Genomic DNA, 18,956 nt, shown 5'->3' with positions numbered 1-18,956 from the left:
CGACGAAATCTAACGAAATATCCCATCCTGTTTCCGATTCGTTTCATCATGCACTGCAAATGAATCCCCCGAAAAACGTAAAATTTCCAGACTACTGGATGTAATAAGATAACACATTCCCATTTCGATTATGCACAAACCCTTAGTTCACCTCGCCACTTCGCTCTTTGCTTTTATATTGAGCTCTATTTTTATACCTGCACTACAGGCAAAAAGTCTTCGTATCACAGCACCGGGGACTGGCATAGATGCCAGTCCAATTTTACTAGACGCTCTCGCACAATGCGTCGACGAAGACATCGATAAACTCATTCTAGAACCTGGGCGCTACGATCTATATCCCGACTCTGCCCCGGAACGATTTGTCCACGTCAGCAACCACGACGACGGGCTCCGCCGCACCTCGCTGGCTATCTGGGATGCGAAAAATCTAACGATTTCAGGTCATGGGGCCAAACTCATCGCACACGGCCAGGCATTCATACCAATAACGATTTATAATTCGTCAAATATCACCATCGAAGGTCTCACGATCGACTGGGGCACACCGCTTCACATGCAAGGCACAGTAACCGGCATCGACCCGGAGAACAATACCTTCACCGCCCACATGCTCGACGCCGAAAATGTATTCATCAATCGCGGACGAATCCTACACGGCGAAGGAGGCTCCCCGCTCAATGGCATCAACGATTTCACGCTCAAGCCCAATATAGAATGGTGGCAAAATGCAGAATGGACGCACTGGGTCGACAGCCAGACTGGACGCCCACTGCCGAAATCTCGACAACAGCCCATCCTTGAATGGCACCCTCGCTGGAAGACTCCAGCCACATTTATGGATTTAGGCGAAGGCGCATTCAGCTTTACCAATGCCACCGCATCCATGCCTCAAGTAGGGGATACTTTTATTTCCAAAGGCCTACTCATGCCCAACCGCATGAGCCCTGCCATTCACATGGAGAACGCCAGCGGCATCGCACTGAAACAAGTCACCATCCATCACGCAGGCGGCATGGGACTCATTGCTCAGCGCAGCAGCGATATAACGATCGACTCAATGAACGTCCGACTCCCCGAAAAGAGTCAACGCTGGGTCACGACGACGGCTGACGCCACTCACTTCGTACTGTGCAAAGGAAACATCACGGTCACGAACTCCTACTTCGAATACATGCTGGATGATGCGCTCAACGTTCATGGGCTCTCCGCAGTCATCCGAAAACAAACTGGCCCGGCCTCACTCGAATGCGAGCTGATACATTTCCAACAACTCGGCCTCGAGTTCGCACAGTCAGGAGAGCGTCTTCGCTTCTCCCAACAAGCCGACCTCGTTCCATACGGAGAGCGTAAGGTAAAAAGCTACCGAAAGCTGAATAGCAGTCGCTTCGAAGTCACCTTCACCGAGCCAATTGATGCTTTCCTTCAACCGGGCAGCTATCTGGACAATCTGGATTGCAATCCAGACCTAACATTCTCCGGAAATACCGTCCGCAACAACCGGGCGCGCAGCATTATCTTTTCAACTGCCGGTAAGGTTGTCATCGAAAATAATCGATTCGAACACGGCACCATGGCCGCCATACTGATCGAAGGCGATGCCAACAACTGGTTTGAATCGGGCCCCGTCGAGGATGTGCTCATTCGCAATAACACTTTCGTCCCGCTCAGCCCCAGCAGTTATATACTGGAATTCGGTCCCAATGAAAAGGGCATGAAGACTCTCAGCGATGCTCCCTTCCACCGGAATATCCGTGTGACACAGAATCAATTTAAATTGATCGGCCCGCGCATCCTGCATGCCCACCGCATAGACGGCATTTCCTTTGATGAGAATACAGTGCTCACTCAAGCCGACTACGTGAACAGCAAGGCTGCGAGCATCCACATTGAAAGATCCCTAAACGCAAAGGTCAGCGGAAATCGCTTTGATCTACCCAACGAACCCGTCCTTCACATATCTGAATAAGGCTCCCCCCGACTCCACCCACGAAAAACATCCCCATGAATATACTTGAAGCCGTTCTCTTCATAACCGCAGTTATCAGCGTCATTGCACTAGGTATTTGGAAAAGTCGCAGTGAAGAGCTGAAAAGCAAGCATGCCGCCAGCGACTACTTTCTAGCTGGTCGCGGTCTGAGCTGGTGGCTGGTCGGCTTCTCCTTAATCGCCGCGAATATATCAACAGAACAGTTTGTCGGCATGTCCGGGGGAGCCGCCGATCGACAAGGACTGGCCATCGCTTCCTGGGAGTGGATTGCCTCCATCACGCTCGTCATTGTCGCATTCTGGTTTCTGCCCAAATTCCTGCGTACCGGCATCTATACAATTCCAGAATTTCTAGAGTATCGCTTTGATACGGTGGCTCGGCTGGCCATGTCGATTCCTGCCGTGCTTACGCTGGTTTTTGTCAACACATCGACGGTCATCTTCTCGGGGGCCAAATTCGTCTCCGAATACTATGCGGACGTGCCGATCATCAACAACCTGACCGCCATGTGCTGGGCGATTGCGATACTAGCGGCGCTCTATGTTTTCATCGGAGGATTGAAGGCCTGTGCCTGGACCGACTTAATCTGGGGTTCCGCACTGGTTATCGGGGGAGCCATTGTCATGTTTATGGCCTTTAATTACCTCGGCGAAAAGCCCGCCGAAGAATTGATTCTCACTAAAGTCGCCAACTCCGAAGCCACCGTTCAGCAGATCGAACAGGCTGGCTCACTGGAACGTTTCATGTTGCTGAACGACGGTGTCGACGGTGAAGCCGAAGCGGTCGTCGGCAAAAACGCCGCTGGCGGAAAACTGCACATGGTGCGTCCGACCGACGATCCCGACATCCCGTGGACCGCACTGCTGATCGGCATGTGGATTCCGAATTTCTTCTACTGGGGTCTCAACCAATTTATCGTGCAACGAACCCTGGGCTCCAAGTCGCTGGCGGAAGGACAGAGGGGCATCGTTTTCGCCGCTTTCCTCAAGTTAATCATTCCCTTTGTCGTCGTGATCCCGGGCATCATGGCCTTTAATTTGTTTTCGGATGACCTCCGAAGCACCGCAGATGGTGCCAACACGAAGATTATCGCATCCGCATCCACAGATGCTCTGTTCAAAGTCGATGAGGATTATGTATCGCTCAATCCGGAGAAGGCACTTGAGATTTATACAACCAATCTAACCGCCTCCGGTGCCAAGCTAGAAGACTTGGACACAGGGCTCGATTCGATGGAAATGGCGAACCGAATCAATAACGCCGCTGCAGAAGTCAAAGCCGCAAACCCTGATCTCGTGATCGCCGGCACACTGAAAGGCTACGATTACGATGCGGCCTTCCCCGTGCTCGTACGCAATCTGATCAAACCCATGCCATGGATCTCCTGGTTCGTCTTAGCAGCTCTCTGTGGCGCAGTCATCAGCTCGCTGGCTTCCATGCTCAACTCGGCTTCAACACTTGCCACGATGGACCTCTACGCAAAATTTACCGGCGAAAAGGATCAGGCCAAACTCGTCGCCGTCGGCCGCACTCTGGTCATTGTTTTCGTTCTCTTAGCCGCATCCTTTGCACCGAAGCTAGACGCCTTCCGAAGCATCTTCGCCTACATTCAAGAATTTCAGGGATTCATTTCCCCCGGCATTCTAGCCGTCTTCGTCTTCGGCTTCTTTTCCCCAAAAACACCACGTTACTTCGGCGTCGTGGGGATCGTCACCAGTGTCGTCGTCTATGGCGCCCTACTTCTCTTCGCCTCAGAGATTGCATTTCTCAACCGCATGGCGATCACCGTCGGCATCGTGCTCTTGACAGGGCTCACACTAACGATTCTCAAACCTTTGGACAAACCAGTAGAAATGCCAGTCAATGAGGAGATGGATCTGAAAACCTCTCCCTTCGCCAAAGCTGCCGGCGTAGGCGTCGTCATACTGACCATCTCGCTGTATATTGTATTTTGGTAGCCTTGCCCAAAGCTACTCGGCCTCCGATTAACCAGATAATTAATCCCGGCAATATCGGAGCTTACCGATCTGGATCGACTTAAAAGAACTGCACCGCGTCATCCAGGACGGCGTCGATGTGCAAGGCGTTCCTCCCTGCCCCTTCATGGACAACTTCGAATGTGGCGAAGGCTACGGTATCCGTTTTGGCATTACCCACATGGACTACAAGACACTCAAGCGAACTCCAAAACTGAGTGCTTATTGGTATTCCGAAGTCATCAAGCAAAATGCACTTGATCCATTAGAATCCTCCAAGGCACATCAACTCTCTTCAGGCATTCAATCCTTTCCGCGCCACGTGCTGACTGCGCCACTGACCGGGCGGCACGCCGGTCGCCGTAGTAAACACTCGGTAAAAATAACGCACATCCTCGTAGCCAACATGCGCGGCGATGCTCTCAACCGACAGCCGGGTTTCTAACAGCATTTGCCGGGCGGCATCGAGGCGCATCTGCTGCTTCAGCTCCATAAAACTACGGCCCGTCAACTCTTTCACTAAATGACCGGCCCGCGAAACAGAGACGCCCAGATGACGCGCCACAGACTCGAGTGACAGGTTCTGGTGACACTGACTTTGAATCAAACGCAGTAATTGCTCGCGCCGGGCATCTTCTCCGCAATGCGTCTCCGCTGCCGGACCGATCCCTGCCAGCAGATAAGCCTGCAAGCAGAGCCCCATTGCAGCCAGTGCATCCATGCGACTCTCTGAAAATTCGGGCAATGTCTTCGCCCCCGCCTGCCCCGACCGAAACTGCCCGAGATAAGCGATCCCAAGCAATCGCCCGGCATCCACTAAGGGAATGATCAGCTCCATGGCTCCGGCATGACAAACATGAAAAAAAGGTATGGTGTATTCCAGTGCCTTACGAGTGACGACCCCGAGATCACACTGCACACAACGTGTGTCGTGAGCGATTTTCACCTGCTGGCAGAAGGGCGTAAAATGTTGCCGCTTGGCAAGAGGCACCTCCGCCAGCGCGCTCTGCTTGGCCGCATTGTCATCAAAGACCTTGAGACATAGCTGGAGCCCACTGAGAGATTCGACCTGCTCAATCAAGTCCGCGAGTGACAGCTCTGCCACTTTTCTAAACGTATATGTCATTTATAGCGGATTTATACAGGATTTTAGCCGATCTGTCCATAGCACATCCAGCTCGATTCGTCTAATATGCCTGGATGCTTTACCGATCTGTATTTGAACAGTGCTACGATGTAGCGATTTACGGCGCCGGCTATGCGGGGCTGGCTGCCGCATGGACACTCGGCCAACAGGGCAAACGCGTGCTGCTATTGGACCGCAGCATGGACATCGCTTGGGAATCGGGCCGCGCCTTTGCCCGCGATGCGGGCGCACTGCATGATCCACTTTGGCAAAAGTTCTGCCAGCAGGTGCACAACCACAGCGGTGCATCAAATAACTTAGACCCCTGCAGTGCAGAGATTATCGCAGCCACCCAATTACAGGATGCGTCGGATCAGATCGATGTTTTGCTCGGAGCGAGTCCAATCCGTAGCTGCCAACAAGAGCAAGAACTCTCCGCATTGCATGTGGCGACAAAATCAAGTGAACGAATGCTACGGGCTCAACTATGGCTGGATGCCTCGGATGCCGGCACGCTCTTTCAGATCGCAGCACCGCAAACCTACGCCAAGCGCCGAAAGCCGCAGGCCTACGAGGCGCGCATTCTACTGGGTCTTGCTCCCAAGGGCCAAATGCCTGTGGAATTTTCCAGCAAACACGCATTCATCGAAGCAATCCCACATCTGAATGCCTTTAATCTTTGCCTGCGCGCCACCGAGCCGCTTTCGCAGAATGCGCTCTTAGAACGCTGGCAAAGCCTGCGCACACAAGAGCCCGAACTATTTTCGGAAGTCGAAGTGCTCGCCCTCGCCTACCGTAACCTGCCTGTCTACGCAGCAACGGAACCATGTGATGCCCCCGACACAAATCCCCCGCTCAATTTGCTCCCTGCCAGCCCGGCCTTCAGCACACAAGCCGTTCACTCACTCGCGGACCGCTTCGCTCTGGGCCGTGAGGTCGCAATGAATGTGCCGTCCCCTCGGAAGCTCGACTCGGACAAAGATCGATGTGTGGGTTCGCTCCCGGAACAACATTTACAATGCGACATCTTCGTCGCCGGTGCAGGAACTGGCGGAAGCATCGCGGCGCTCACAGCCCAGGCCGAAGGTCATCAAGTGCTGGTCGCCGAAAGTATGCCCATCGCGGGCGGCGTCGGCACTGCCGGGCTGATCAGTAACTACTTTTACGGGCACCCTGGCGGTGCTCACGAATCCCTCGACCAGAAAGGAGAGTCGCTGCAAGACAGCCATACCATTCCTACGCCTCGGGGTATGCACTGGCATCCTGTGGGTAAAGCGACCGCGTTTCATCAGAAACTCCTCGACCCCAGTCATTTTATTTCAGAAGCCATCATCTACGGAGCAAAACGCGAGGGCACTACGGTCACAGAAATTCGAATCGCTACAGCCGATCAGATTCTCATCGTCCACCCCCGCACTGTGATCGACGCGACGGGCGATGGCGATGTCGCTGCGCTCGCGGGCGCGAGCTATGACTTCGGTCGTCCCGGCGATGGACTGCCTCTCAGCTATTCCCAGCCCGCCTACTATCGGCAAATGGACAACGGCCGCCTCGGACTTTATAACTTTGATGCCGGCTGGTGCGATCCAACAGACCCAGAAGATCTCACCCGGGCACGGCTCAGTGCGCTTGCGCAGTACCGCACGCTCCCGCCAGGGGGTGAGAAGCGATTGGTCCAACTCGCCCCATTGCCGGGCATCCGTCAATCACGTCAATTCCACACCTGCGAACGACTCGAACTGGCCGATTTAATGAACCACCGCAGCCGGGCAAGTTCCATTGGAGTCACGCAAGCCCCGCTCGACACCCACAGTGTCGACTTTGAATTTGAAGACGATGAAACAATGTTCTGGCTTTGGGGCTGCAAAAGCTTCCGCCATCTTGTGCACGCAGAAATGCCCTATGGCATCATGACACCCAACGAGCTAAACAATCTATGGTTAGCCTGCCGCTCTGCAGGCATCAGTCCAGCCGCCTCGTATGCGGCTCGCATGCAACGCGACATGCATCGCTTAGGCGAAGCCGCCGCCTACGCAGCCAGCGCATGGCTGGAAGGGATTCCTAGCCAGCAAATCCCCGCACGCTGTCAGGCCCGTCTCGATCTGAGCGGTGCCCGAGCCCCCGTAAGCCCGCCATCGGAACTCGATCCTCTGGAATTACTGGATCAAGGCAAACCCAGCCCCCAGCTCTGGAGACTCTATCAAAACAAAGGTAAATACGAACATAAGATGCTCGAGCGTTTGCGACATCCCAACCCTGACATCTCCTGGCTCGCCGCCGTCATCTGTGCCATGTGGAACGATCCGCGGGCCGAAGCGCGCCTACTACAGGCGATCCAATCCAAAGAAGCGGGCATCGAAGCACCTGCGCTGTCACGCGGCCCCTTCAATCAACACATTGACGTGCCCAACTGGTTTCTCGCGATCAACCTCTTACGCCGATGCGGCAGCGAAGCCTGCTTACCGGCATTGCAATCGCTGGCAGAGCAGGATGGCAATTGCCTGAACCTGCGCACCTCGCTGGCACTCTGCATTGAACGACTGCACAATCGTATCCAAGATATAAATACACAGATTCCAGTCGCGAAACTATTAGAAGCACTCGTCCATGACGCGACACCCGACACCTGGGTGCGCCCCTCACGCTCCATCAAACGCACACTCGACGGCGAGGCGCAACGCCCGCTTCCCCAGGAGCCAGTCGGCATCGACACCAGCGAAGACCACCGTTGGCAACTGGATCTGGCAGTCGCCCGTGCCGCAAAGACCTGGGACATTCCGAGCCCGATCGACATCGATCCGTATTTAGCAGATCCCAGAGCTTGTGTCCGCAAGGCTGTTCAAACTTTACTGTCTAACCAATGAGCACAGATACCAAAGCTTCCTCTCACAACCGCCCCACACGACTCGTATTGATCGGGATCGGCGGCTACGGTCACTTTTATATCGAACACATCCGAGCGCTCCATGCCCAGGGAGTCGCCAAATTAAGCGCGGTGGTGGACCCACGGCCAGAGCTGTCTCCCGATTGGCCGGAAGTGCAGCAACTCGGAATCCCAGTCTACGCGACACTGGAAGAATACCTATCCAAAGAAACTCCCGCGGAATTGGCGATCATCTGCTCGCCAATTCCTTATCATGCCGATCAAACCTGCGCCGCTTTAGCAGCGGGCATGCATGTGCTCTGCGAAAAGCCCATTGCCGCCACACTCGCAGATGGACAACGCATGCAAGCCGCCGCCGACGCCCGCCCGGATCTATTTCTGGAGATCGCCTATCAATGGTCCTTCAGTCGCGCGATCCAGTCCCTCAAACACGATATTCTACAAGGCGAGCTCGGCGCGCCCTTGCGCTTGCGCACACGCGTCGCTTGGCCCCGCGACAAAGCCTACTACACGCGTAACAACTGGACGGGTTGCATTCAGACTCCCCAAGGGCAACCGGTTTTCGACAGCCCAGTCAGCAATGCCACCGCGCATTACTTACACAACATGCTCTATCTCTGCGGCCCGACGATCGCTCAGTCCGCACGCCCCTTGCGGATGGAAGCCGAATGCTACCGTGCCAATCCGATCGAAACCTTTGATGCCGCCTGCTGCCGCCTCACACTCGATAATAAAGCCGAATTAATCTTTTATACCGCGCACTGCGTCGAACTAGAAGACGGCCCTCACTTTTGCTTTGAATTTGAAAACGGCACCGTCAGCTACAGCAATGGTACCGAGCTACGTGCCGTATTCAAGGACGGCTCCGAACGCAACTATGGAAAGCCAGGCGACGACACCATGCGCAAGCTCGACATCTGCGCCGCTCGCTGCCGTCAACCCAGCCCGGACATCTGTCCGCCCGCCGCCGCGATGGCGCACACCTTGTGCGTGCGTGGGTTTCAAGAAGTGACGCCTCATGTCTTTAAGCCCGAGCAATTGCAAATAAAGGGCGAACCAGGCGCTTCGCCACTCACCTATCTGCCCGAGATGAATCAAGCCATGATCGACGCCTACGATACAGGAAAGCTCTTTTCAGAAAACGCCACAACTTGGGCCATGCCCGCGCAGTCAATTGATCTGACAAGCCTTCAACCATGAAAGAAGGCGCTCGACCGCAATAGCATCTGAAAAAGCTTCCTTGCTTTCGAGCGCATCAGAATATTACGCAAGATTCCCTTTTTAATCCCCTTCTGTGCTCGTCCATGTCTCGCGTCAGCCTCAAACAAATTGCCGAAAAAGCAGGCGTCTCGCGTATGACGGTTTCCTGTGCTCTGCGCAATTCGCCACGTGTTAAAGCAGAAACCGCCGCTCGCATCCAGGCCATCGCCGACGAACTAGGCTACGCACCGGATCCGCGATTCGCGGAACATATGGCGCGCGTGCGCGAGACCAAGCAAAAGGCGCTTTTACCCATCGCGTGGATCAATGCCAATGCAAAGCAGAAGGCCTTTCGCGAATACGAATGGCTACAGCCATACTTTGAAGGCGCACAAGAACGCTGTGAGGAACTGGGCTACCGGCTCGAAGAATTCTGGCTGCGTGAACTAAGCCGCGCTACCGCGCGGGGGGATCGATTCAACAGTTGTCAATCGCTAGGCATTGGGTTATTCTGACAACCTATGTCTACACAAAAAAAATACCAATAGTCGGGCACGCTATGTGCGTGCATTAAAGCTGCGCCGTTATTCGAAGCGCACCATCAAGAGCTACGTCGACTGGATGTATGATCTGGCGCGTTATTACATGCGAGCTACCTCGGAGCTTTCGCGTGATGAGTTACAAGCCTACCTGTATCATCTGGCATATGAGCGCAATCTCTCAGCCTGGCTGGCCAATCACTTGTAGAAAGTCGAACTGATCGAAATCACTCCATCAACACGCCTCAGGCGGCTCCGATTCGGGTCGATTTCCTTGCATTATTTCGATCATTTCGATCACGGGTTCTGATGATTCTGCTATCCGGCCAGTCGTCCCTCCTCTCCGTTTTCTCGATGATAATAGTTTAACAGCCCTCCAAGCCGTTCAAATTTTACAACTGAACCGCTTCTGCCCTTTGTTTCAGAGGCATACGGAAACGGTATCATATTATCCAAACCTCGGTGGTTACGCTCGTGATGATAGTGCTCAACATACTCATTGATCGCCTTCCTCAGCGAGCGCTCGCCGAAGAATATCATCCGGTCAAGGCACTCCTCTTTCAGGCTTTTCACGAAGCGCTCAGCATAGCCGTTCTGCTCAGGTCCCGCGACGCGGGTCTTGATGACCTTCACTCCTGAAGTTTCCAAAGTCTCGCAAAATTCATTCGTGAACAGCGGATCGTTGTCGCAGACGAAGTATTCCATCTTATACAAGAAGCCATCTTCCGAATCAGTGAGGTTCCGGGCGACCTGTGCCATGACCTGACCATTCATCTGGCAGCTGATCTGAGCGATCTGCACCCTGCTCTTGGCGAGGTTCATGACGAAAAGCGTGTGATAGCGGACAAGGCCGCGCATCGTCCAAACCTCCGTGGTGAGGAAATCCGCCACACACATCGTCGCCATGTGCGAGCGGACGAATTGCTTCCAAGTAGACCTCTTCATACGTTCCTCAGATGGAGGAATACCTGCGGCTCGAAGCATGTTACCGACCGTGGTTTCACTGACCTCGTAACCGAAATTCGAGAACGCACCCTGGATGCGTCCATAACCCCAGCTTGCGTTCTCTTCCGCGAACTTGATGCAAAACTCACGGATGGTTTCCATCTCTTTTTGCCGATCCGTTTGGATCTTGCGCTTCGCCGTATATTTGAGTGCCACCAATTTACGGTGCCAGTAGAGAATCTGATCCGGCGTGACAATACTCGCGTATTGCATCAGTCCCTTGCGCTCGAGCTTCTTGCCGCATTTTGCAAGTTTCCGTCTTTGGGTATTGCTCAAAGCCAACTTCACATCCTTCTTCTCCAGCTGTTCTTTGAGTATCTCATTCTCGGCATGCAAATAGTTGATCACGTCAAGCTGTCTGCGGTTCAGCCAGCCTGCCATTGCGGCGAGAAATATGGTCAATTGCGTCTTCAAGACGTTTTTTCGTATTTCCATAAGTCGTTGGCAAGTCATATAGATGCTAAATTTGAACCTCTCACGCGGAGTGATCGCTTTCCGCTGTTTAGAGTTTACCCGTTTCGGAGGAGCTTTAGCGAAAGCGGAGCCAACCGGTCAAAGTGACTAGTTCCGAGGCTACGCCGACAAGCGAATCCAATAACTTTACCTCACTAGTTCAAATACTTCAGCATACCCGCCCCGTGGTTTCTTTGATCAACAACTTCGCTTTAAATTTACGAGACTGTGGCTTCGAATCCTCTTCATCATCATTATTGAGTCGGTATAACATCAATTCCGCAGTCGCATCGGCCAACTCTTCTAGTGGCTGGGCAATAGTGCTTAATTGACGCGGCAGGAATCGACCCAAAGGAATGTTATCCACTCCGATCACTGAAAGGTCTTCGGGCACACGAATACCCCGCTCGCTCGCGGCGCGCATGGCACCAATGGCAGTTAAATCATTCATGGCGATGAGTGCAGTCGGCTTGGGCCCCGAAATACCATCCAAGAACTCACCAAAGGTGTTACGCGCACTCAGCAAATCGTGCGCACACGGGATGAAGCTATTTTGATTCTCAGGGATGCCACGCTCTTTCAGCATCTGATTAAATACATTTGGCCGATCCCCCGCTTCCTGCCCTTTCGCAAGTGCACAAAGAAACGCAAAATGTTCATGCCCCAAGTCTAATAAATGCTCAACCGCAGCCGTAATCCCCGAAGCGAAATCCATCTCAACCGCGTCGAAAGGAAACGGCTCGATCGAAGGCCCCGTTAATGCAACAACGTGAGTGGATGTTTTTGCCGCACGTTTCAGAAAGTCCAAGTGAGTATTCAAATCACTGACAAAATATGTCACCGCATCAATCTGGCGATCAATAATCGAATCTAAACAGTGCTTCTCATATTTCAAGTCGTTACGAGAGTGCTCCAAAATAAGATCATAACCATGATCACGCATGCGCTGTTCCAGTAGATCTGCAAAAGTCGTATAGACCGGATTATGCAAATCAGGAATAACGAGACCGACGGTTTTAAAGCTGCCAAGTCGAAGTCCCAATGCAGCTCGGCTAGGCTTGTAGCCCAATTCTTCCGCTGCCTTAAAGACACGGGCTGCCGTTTCCTTCGAAGCCCAGGAATTCGACCGACGATTCAAGATCGTCGACGCAGTATTCGTTGCGACTCCCGCTCGCGCGGCTACATCTTTCAAACGTGCTCTCATTGATTCAATTAGTAATATTCGGCGCTGACCAGTTGCAATCCAGATTCATTCAAATTGCTTAGTGATTAATAAAGCAGGATGCATCCTCCCTACTCCAACAGCAAGCTTTCTAAAGAAAAACATAAAAAAGACTTCAAGCGACTGACAAACAGTCGCTTGCGACAAAAAATAGAACAACCAAAAAACCATAAGAAACAATTCTTGACAGCAACACAGGAATTGTTTCTTATCCCAATCGTCTAAACATCGAATGACTTTGCTTCAATCGTTCAATCCTAATCAAAAACACCCTACATACATGAAAAAGATATACTCACTATCGGTTGCCACAATTGCACTTTTCTCATTCAGCAGTTCAGCGCAAGTCACGCTCGTTGAAATTGATTTTAGTGGTACAGGAGGCGTCACCACCATCGCTTCAACGGACTCTCAATTTACCGTAAAAAACGCAGCTGTGACATTCGATGACACAGCGACGACCTTTACCGCAGTCGGTGGGGGTTCTGGCGTTGGCGGGTGGAACTACGACGGAACGGGAACCGCCGCAGTTAATAACGACCTGTTTACTGCCAGTAATTTTGGAGGCACCACACGTTTCGACCTCGACCTCGGAAATGCCGCTGCGGGACAATCCTACACGATCACCAGAGTTGAGCTCGATATTCGCGCGACAAATGCTGCAGGCGGCACTTGGGAGTTTGGCTACCGCAAAGCTTCCGACAACTCGACTGTCTTGGTCGGCTCTGAAGCGATTGCGACTCAAAGTGGCACCGACCCTATCGCCACCTATTTCATTGATCTTACGAGCCATAGCCTGATTGCTACGGATTCGAGCACAGTCTGGAGCACAGCAGCAAACGGTGAACTTCGCTGGACTTTCTATGATGCAACCGCAGAGGGTGCCGACAACTTTCAAGTAGCCGGAATCCGTGTCATCGGAACCACCATCCCAGAACCTTCAACTTATGCACTACTTGCCGGTGCACTCGCCCTCTCCTTAGTAGTCGTGCGTCGCCGCAAGTAATCCGCCCAAAGTTAGTGAGCTTTTACTTCCAAAGTCGGAAGGTCTTACGACCTTCCGACTTTTTTTGTCATCACATTCAGCCTTTAGCCCGCTCATACGAAACTGACTTTCTATAATGCGATGCCACTCCAACAAATAAGCGTCACTACCACCAATTAAATGATCAATTCGAGAGCAACAAGAAACCTTTCTTATTGCTTTATTCTGCCACACCTAGATAGTCATTAGAACAAACTGCATTTCTGTTTAATCAAAAGGTGAACCTTTAGCATCCCCATGAGTTCTACACACATCCCCCACATACCTGGTCAAAAACGCGTGCCCTTACGCACGAAAGTTACCTGGGGATTTGGTGGTCTAGCGGATAACTTTATGTTCAACACCTTGACCGCGCTCGGCACGCTGGTCTACGTGCAGCACTTTGGCTTGAGTCCAGCGCTGGCGGGCATGGCCTTGGCCTTTCCGCGGTTAATCGATGCCTTTACCGACCCCTGGATTGGTAATTTGTCGGATAATCTTAAAACAAAATACGGGCGTCGCCGCCCCTTGATGTTTTTCGGAGTCATTGCCTGCGCCCTACTGTTGCCCTTATTGTGGACACCTATGGGAGCAGAAACCGCGCAGAACCCATGGTTCAGTAATATCCCGTTCTTTTACATCGTCACGATTGGCAGCCTGCTTGCAGTCGCCTATACACTGTTTGTAGTTCCCTATACTGCGCTAGGTTTCGAGCTCACGCCCAACTACGATGAACGAACCCGCGTCATCGTCTGGCGCATGTATATTGGCCTAATCGGTTCAGTTTCCGCCGGTTGGCTTTTTCGGCTCGCAGCCGCAGATACCTTTCCGAACTTAGGTGAAGGTGCCTTCTGGGTCACAGTCGGGGTGGCTGTCATCGTTCTAATCTCTGGCTTGATTCCAACCTTTGGTTGCAAGGAGGACCTTGAAATTGAAACACAGGAACCGATCAAACTTTTGCCTGCGATCAAGTACACGATGACGAATAAGCCCTTCGTCATCTTATTCATCGCCTACGTGACTATTATCGTCGCGCTCTTCTCGGCGCAGAGTATCGCACCGCTGCTGATGTTGCACTACGTGTTCAATGGCAGCGAAAAAGCGATTGGCGACTTCACCGGATGGTTCACCACACTCGCGGTTGGCTTATCGTATGGCAGCATGTTTTTCATCGGCTATCTTTCGACACGCTTCAACAAGCGCTCGGCCATGTTGGTCGGCCTATGCTTTGTCCTCCTCGGTACCATTTTGAATTTCTTCGCGATCGATCCACGCTGGCCCTGGGCCCTCTACGTGGTCGGCGGCATTACCTTCATTGGCATGCAAGGTTGCTGGCTGATGATCGACTCAATGGTCGCGGACGTCTGTGATGACGACGAACTCGAAACCGGACGCCGCCGCGAAGGCATGTTTAGTTCCGTCAAAGGCTTCGCACTCAAAGCAGCCCAAGGCATAACTTTCGGGCTCGGTGGTTACATGGCAACAGCGGCAGGCTACGACCCACAGGTGGTCGATGCCTCTGGCTTGGACGAAGCAACCGCCGTAAAAATGAAAGCCCTACTCATCGGCTTTCAGTCACTCGGCCTGGTGCTTGCGATCTTTCTAATGTGGTTCTACCCCATCAGTCGTCAACGTGCCGAAGAAACGCAGCGTTTACTCGAAGCCAAAGCGGGCAAAGACACATAGCGCATACCGAGACACAACGCCACAGGGCAAGGATGCCCTGCTTCCTAAACCGGATCAAGGGCATCCCTGCCCTTGAATCACCTTTCTGACTCACAAGTCAGTGCTTCGTTCTCATACAAACTAAACTGCGAAGGATTCAGTTTCGCTTTTGCTGGATTATTACGGATATAGCGGACACAACGTTCAAAATGAGTCCGATCGCGAATCAAGCGATCCCAATAGCCCGCACTCCAAAATTCACCAGTATGCTTCGTCATCTTCATAATCTGCTGCGACGAATAACTTTTCCATGTATGCAAAATATCTTCCAGCAAGCAGCCGCTCAAAGGTTGAAATAAAATATGCACATGATTGGGCATGATGACGTATGACCGAACAGCATGACGCTCACCTTCAAAATGCGAAAGTGCTCCCTCGACGATCAAACGAAACGTTGGGTCACTGAGCGCACACGATCCGCTGCCCTGATCCAACCATCGCTCAATCCGCAGCGGAAAGCGCTCACGGTATTCGGCACGCGTCGATGCATCCCAAGGCAACGGGTGTTTCTCGAACCAAATCCTGCGTTCGGATGACCAAGCGCGTAAAACATTTTCAGGTAGAGAGTCCGCCATGCGCCATGTAACAAAAACAAAAGCCTCCCCTTGCTGCCAGTGCGGCAGATTCAGGCCGTGCTGGTCGATGTGCGCATAGGGATTGAGAAACTCACTCATCTAAAAGTGGATGTTAGAAATTTAGAACGCGAACACCAGCCAGAAATTAGAGTCGCCACTCGCAGCAGCACAGGGCAAGGATGCCCTGTTTCCAAAACCGGAACAAGGGCATCCCTGCCCTTGAATGCGTCACGCTACGGCTCAGTCACTTCGACCTTGTAAAACGCGCGACCATGCAAGCTGGGATCTTCGAGACTAAGTGTGCCGTCCGTGGCGATCGTCGCACTAATGTCCACTTCGAGCCAATCAGCATCAGTCAAATTCAACTTGCGCAAGAGTCGATAGACTCGCCCCGCCTTGGCATTCACATCAACCACAAACGCATCACTTGTTTTTTGCACCTGGGGTGCCAACCGGTCGCTTGCATTCTTGGGATGAGTGCCGGCGATATACTCGAAATAATCCGAATCGCCATCCGCATCGCTGTCCGCATATGCATCGGCAGCCATGTCACTACCGAAATGCTGCAATTCCCAATCGTTCGGCAATTGATCGGAGTCGATATCCTCGGGTTTACCGGGGTAGCCGATACGCTCCTTAGACACGATGAATTGATCGAAACGCGCATGCTCATCCTTCTGGGCATTCCAATGATCACCACTACTGCCGCCAAAGAAGGTGCTAAAGAATACCCATGCGATCTGCGCGCTGGATGTGCCCGCATCTCGAAAATCAAAGCCCGGATATGTGGCGGCTTTGACGCCGTCAAACCAACCTTCAGCCAATCCGTCCTGTTGCCCCGGAGTATTTAACTTCATGTGAATCTCGATATGATGCCAGCGCCCGGGAACGAAGATCGCTTGAAAACCTTCGGTATTCCACCAGAAACGATCGCCCGGATCGTTCAAATGCTCGGACGGCACATGAATATAAAACTCGGCCCATCCGTTCTCGCGCCACATCAAGCGCCCCGACCACTCATGCGTGCGATCGTCGAAAGACACTGCCCCTCCGAGCCCCGGCAACTTACCGCCCAGCACAAAGTCAAAGTCAGGATCAAAGCGCAACCAGTAGCTAAAATACAGTTCATCGTATTCGCCTTTTAAATCCATGAACCATTGCGCACCACTGCCATTCGACTGCTTACCGCCTTCCGGATAAAGCACCCGCACGGATTTCCCGCTACCATTATAAGCAATCGTATCGTCCACTTCGACTCGGCCTTCGTCGGGACCGTTCGCCCACCTGGTGCCGGGCCACAGGGCTTTCCATTCACGATCGCTCTGTGCGCCTGTGGGAAAGTCATCGACCGTTTCATAGAGCAACACGGCTGCATCGACTGGTGGCGCATCCACTTCGTCGAGCGCATAGCCACCATACTCGAGATAGAGCCGCGCCAGTGCCCCCGTAAAAGCGGCATTATAATCCATGGCCACTTCGTTGCGTTGATAGTCGCTGCGATCATCCACATAGGCATCGTCGATTCCAGGACCACCGACCAAGGCACCGTAGAGCACGTGTCGGTTATCGTTGGGGCTATCAATGTCGTTCGTCGTCGAGGCGTGGGCATTGCGATGATGCGGATTGATCGGCGGGTTGACACCGAAGCCACAGACATAACTGCGATTCTGTGGGTTACTGCCTAAGGCGTAGTTGATTTGCGCCTTCGCAAAATCTGAATAACGCGCATCGGGGTCGTTGACTTTATCGGCATACACCAAAGCACAAAACGCAGTATTGGCGGCGTAACGCAAGGAGCCCCACTCGTCCAGCCATGCCAAGCCGCCTGGCGTATAGTTCACTTTTTGGCCATTGATACCGATAGTCCAGTAATCGAGCCAACGTTCGGCATCGGCTTTATAAGTTGCGCCGCCATCCAAATCCGCAAGCAAGACGTAGCAACCATAGGATTTATTATCCCAAGAGAGGCTCCAGATAAACGGCTGATTCCCTGCGTCACCACCGAGCATCGCATACTCGCTCTTTGCTTTGTTCAGCCAAGTGGCATCTCCTGTCGCGCGATACAACCAAAGCGCGCCCCACACCAATTCATCCTGATAGCCGCTCCATGAGTTATAAAAACTCGCGGCGTTCGTAATCGATTCGCTATACTTGCCGCGATAGGTATCAGCGAATTCGTAAAGCGCCACGGCGTGATCGATCAGTTCGGCGGCGTAGTCAGGATCGTCGATGGCAACCAACATCGAGATCGCCGCGAGCGACGCAGCCGTCTCCGCAGCGAGGTCCGCCCCAGGATGGTCCACATCGATTCGATACGCGGGCCGCGCCATCGTCATGCTTTCGGCACTGCCCCAATACGCGTGATCTACATCCCCGTTCCCGACTTGCCCATAAAATGCCGCCGTCGATCCATCTTCATTGCGCACGTGACACTTGATCAAGTAATCCGCCCCCCAACGAAGTTGATCCAATAGGATCGAGACTTGTCCCGTTTCGGCATAGGCGGACGGATACTCCACCGCGCCCCAAGCGAGCATAGTTAAACTATACGCCATCGGCAGTCCGAACTTCACATGATCGCCCGCATCATAAAACCCACCACTGAGATCCAACGAAACATCACTGCCATCGCTCACCGCGGAATCCCCGCGCCAAGCGACTCGAAAATCGACAGGCAAGTCACCAGAGCGCTGCACATCGTAAAAGAACAAAGACTTCTGAAGCACTTCGGCATAGTTATAGTCACCCGTCTGCGCTTTACCAAGCAACGGGCCCGATCCATCGTTATCAACATCCGCGACACTCACGCGGGGTTCAAGCACTGGCTCCCAGTCACGTGTCACCACCCCCCCCTCTGGCAAAACTGGCTCCGAACTCGTGCGAACGATAAACCCGAAGCTTTCGAATTCCCCCGGTTCTATGGCTCCGTTATAGTATTCATTGGAAAAGGCATACACCCGATTATCAACATCACTTTCCGAAGCTTGATAGAGACTCTCCCAATTATTATCGAGCGTGCCGTCCAGTTGTAAGGTCACCAGCCACGAGTTCAGCGCCACGGCGGAATCATTGGTGATCGTCGCACGTGCTTGATAACTGTTGCCGTAATCTTCAACGAGCTCAACGCTAACCGTCTGCCCGTGGAGCGCAGCGCCCAGCACCAAAGTGAATACGAATAGAGGATGCGTGCAGAAAACACGACGCCACCAAGCGATCGCATGGGTTGTAAACATATGA

The 18,956-nt window shown here is 52.9% G+C and carries 13 protein-coding genes and 1 pseudogene; 9 read left to right on the top strand and 5 right to left on the bottom strand.

Annotated features, from left to right (window positions below; genetic code table 11):
* Positions 1-130 precede the first annotated feature (130 nt).
* The 3 genes and pseudogenes from QEH52_RS10430 to QEH52_RS20715 all read left to right on the top strand — a co-directional run.
* On the top strand, positions 131-1,969 hold the full coding sequence (locus QEH52_RS10430) for a right-handed parallel beta-helix repeat-containing protein (RefSeq protein ID WP_308950286.1): 1,839 nt from the start codon (positions 131-133) through the stop codon (positions 1,967-1,969).
* A 35-nt stretch (positions 1,970-2,004) separates the two neighbouring features.
* On the top strand, positions 2,005-3,948 hold the full coding sequence (locus tag QEH52_RS10425; RefSeq protein WP_308950284.1) for a sodium:solute symporter family transporter: 1,944 nt from the start codon (positions 2,005-2,007) through the stop codon (positions 3,946-3,948).
* A gap of 67 nt (positions 3,949-4,015) precedes the next feature.
* Positions 4,016-4,207 (top strand): annotated as a pseudogene (locus tag QEH52_RS20715) (family 1 glycosylhydrolase); the annotation flags it as partial.
* Positions 4,208-4,261: 54 nt separating this feature from the next.
* Here QEH52_RS20715 and QEH52_RS10420 read toward each other — a convergent pair.
* Positions 4,262-5,092 carry a helix-turn-helix domain-containing protein gene (locus tag QEH52_RS10420; RefSeq protein WP_308950282.1) on the bottom strand — a complete coding sequence of 277 codons (831 nt, stop codon included), beginning with the start codon at positions 5,090-5,092 and terminating at the stop codon, positions 4,262-4,264.
* 74 nt (positions 5,093-5,166) lie between these two features.
* Between QEH52_RS10420 and QEH52_RS10415 the strand changes: the two genes are divergently transcribed.
* From QEH52_RS10415 to QEH52_RS10400, 4 genes are all read left to right on the top strand, one after another.
* Positions 5,167-7,956, top strand: a complete 2,790-nt coding sequence (locus QEH52_RS10415; protein ID WP_308950281.1) for an FAD-dependent oxidoreductase — start codon at positions 5,167-5,169, stop codon at positions 7,954-7,956.
* Entirely contained in the window at positions 7,953-9,176 is a 1,224-nt protein-coding gene (locus QEH52_RS10410) for a Gfo/Idh/MocA family protein (protein ID WP_308950279.1), read from the top strand. The genes QEH52_RS10415 and QEH52_RS10410 overlap by 4 nt, the downstream gene beginning before the upstream one ends.
* Positions 9,177-9,280: 104 nt before the next feature.
* Positions 9,281-9,691 (top strand): LacI family DNA-binding transcriptional regulator, encoded by a 411-nt coding sequence (locus QEH52_RS10405; RefSeq protein WP_308950277.1) that lies wholly within the window; start codon positions 9,281-9,283, stop codon positions 9,689-9,691.
* Positions 9,692-9,737: 46 nt separating this feature from the next.
* The gene (locus tag QEH52_RS10400; protein ID WP_308950275.1) at positions 9,738-9,923 is read left to right on the top strand and encodes a phage integrase N-terminal SAM-like domain-containing protein; all 186 of its coding nucleotides are present in this window, start codon (positions 9,738-9,740) and stop codon (positions 9,921-9,923) included.
* 110 nt (positions 9,924-10,033) lie between these two features.
* Here the strand turns inward: QEH52_RS10400 and QEH52_RS10395 are convergent, their stop codons facing one another.
* Complete coding sequence (locus tag QEH52_RS10395) at positions 10,034-11,155, bottom strand: integrase core domain-containing protein (RefSeq protein WP_308950273.1); 1,122 nt, start codon at positions 11,153-11,155, stop codon at positions 10,034-10,036.
* 187 nt (positions 11,156-11,342) lie between these two features.
* Positions 11,343-12,377, bottom strand: a complete 1,035-nt coding sequence (locus QEH52_RS10390) for a LacI family DNA-binding transcriptional regulator (RefSeq protein WP_308950271.1) — start codon at positions 12,375-12,377, stop codon at positions 11,343-11,345.
* Positions 12,378-12,675: 298 nt separating this feature from the next.
* On the opposite strand from QEH52_RS10390, the gene QEH52_RS10385 reads away from it, so the two are divergent.
* A complete protein-coding gene (locus QEH52_RS10385; protein ID WP_308950270.1) occupies positions 12,676-13,401 on the top strand; it encodes a PEP-CTERM sorting domain-containing protein in 726 nt (241 codons plus the stop codon).
* A gap of 276 nt (positions 13,402-13,677) precedes the next feature.
* Positions 13,678-15,105 (top strand): MFS transporter, encoded by a 1,428-nt coding sequence (locus QEH52_RS10380; protein ID WP_308950269.1) that lies wholly within the window; start codon positions 13,678-13,680, stop codon positions 15,103-15,105.
* A 77-nt stretch (positions 15,106-15,182) separates the two neighbouring features.
* On the opposite strand, the gene QEH52_RS10375 is transcribed toward QEH52_RS10380, so the two are convergent.
* Complete coding sequence (locus QEH52_RS10375) at positions 15,183-15,818, bottom strand: transposase (RefSeq protein ID WP_308950267.1); 636 nt, start codon at positions 15,816-15,818, stop codon at positions 15,183-15,185.
* 134 nt (positions 15,819-15,952) lie between these two features.
* Entirely contained in the window at positions 15,953-18,952 is a 3,000-nt protein-coding gene (locus QEH52_RS10370) for a glycoside hydrolase family 9 protein (RefSeq protein ID WP_308950265.1), read from the bottom strand.
* Positions 18,953-18,956: the final 4 nt, after the last annotated feature.

Source organism: Thalassobacterium maritimum (assembly GCF_031127805.1).
Lineage (GTDB): Bacteria > Verrucomicrobiota > Verrucomicrobiia > Opitutales > Coraliomargaritaceae > Thalassobacterium > Thalassobacterium maritimum.
The sequence above is the reverse complement of the archived record's forward strand: the minus strand, read 5'-3'. Positions and strand labels throughout refer to the sequence as shown.

Coding starts and splice junctions, on each gene's coding strand:
- QEH52_RS10385 (WP_308950270.1), top strand. CDS start 12,676: ATGAAAAAGATATACTCACTATCGGTTGCCACAATTGCACTTTTCTCA.
- QEH52_RS10395 (WP_308950273.1), bottom strand. CDS start 11,155: ATGGAAATACGAAAAAACGTCTTGAAGACGCAATTGACCATATTTCTC.
- QEH52_RS10370 (WP_308950265.1), bottom strand. CDS start 18,952: ATGTTTACAACCCATGCGATCGCTTGGTGGCGTCGTGTTTTCTGCACG.
- QEH52_RS10380 (WP_308950269.1), top strand. CDS start 13,678: ATGAGTTCTACACACATCCCCCACATACCTGGTCAAAAACGCGTGCCC.
- QEH52_RS10390 (WP_308950271.1), bottom strand. CDS start 12,377: ATGAGAGCACGTTTGAAAGATGTAGCCGCGCGAGCGGGAGTCGCAACG.
- QEH52_RS10430 (WP_308950286.1), top strand. CDS start 131: ATGCACAAACCCTTAGTTCACCTCGCCACTTCGCTCTTTGCTTTTATA.
- QEH52_RS10375 (WP_308950267.1), bottom strand. CDS start 15,818: ATGAGTGAGTTTCTCAATCCCTATGCGCACATCGACCAGCACGGCCTG.
- QEH52_RS10415 (WP_308950281.1), top strand. CDS start 5,167: ATGCTTTACCGATCTGTATTTGAACAGTGCTACGATGTAGCGATTTAC.
- QEH52_RS10410 (WP_308950279.1), top strand. CDS start 7,953: ATGAGCACAGATACCAAAGCTTCCTCTCACAACCGCCCCACACGACTC.
- QEH52_RS10405 (WP_308950277.1), top strand. CDS start 9,281: ATGTCTCGCGTCAGCCTCAAACAAATTGCCGAAAAAGCAGGCGTCTCG.
- QEH52_RS10420 (WP_308950282.1), bottom strand. CDS start 5,092: ATGACATATACGTTTAGAAAAGTGGCAGAGCTGTCACTCGCGGACTTG.
- QEH52_RS10425 (WP_308950284.1), top strand. CDS start 2,005: ATGAATATACTTGAAGCCGTTCTCTTCATAACCGCAGTTATCAGCGTC.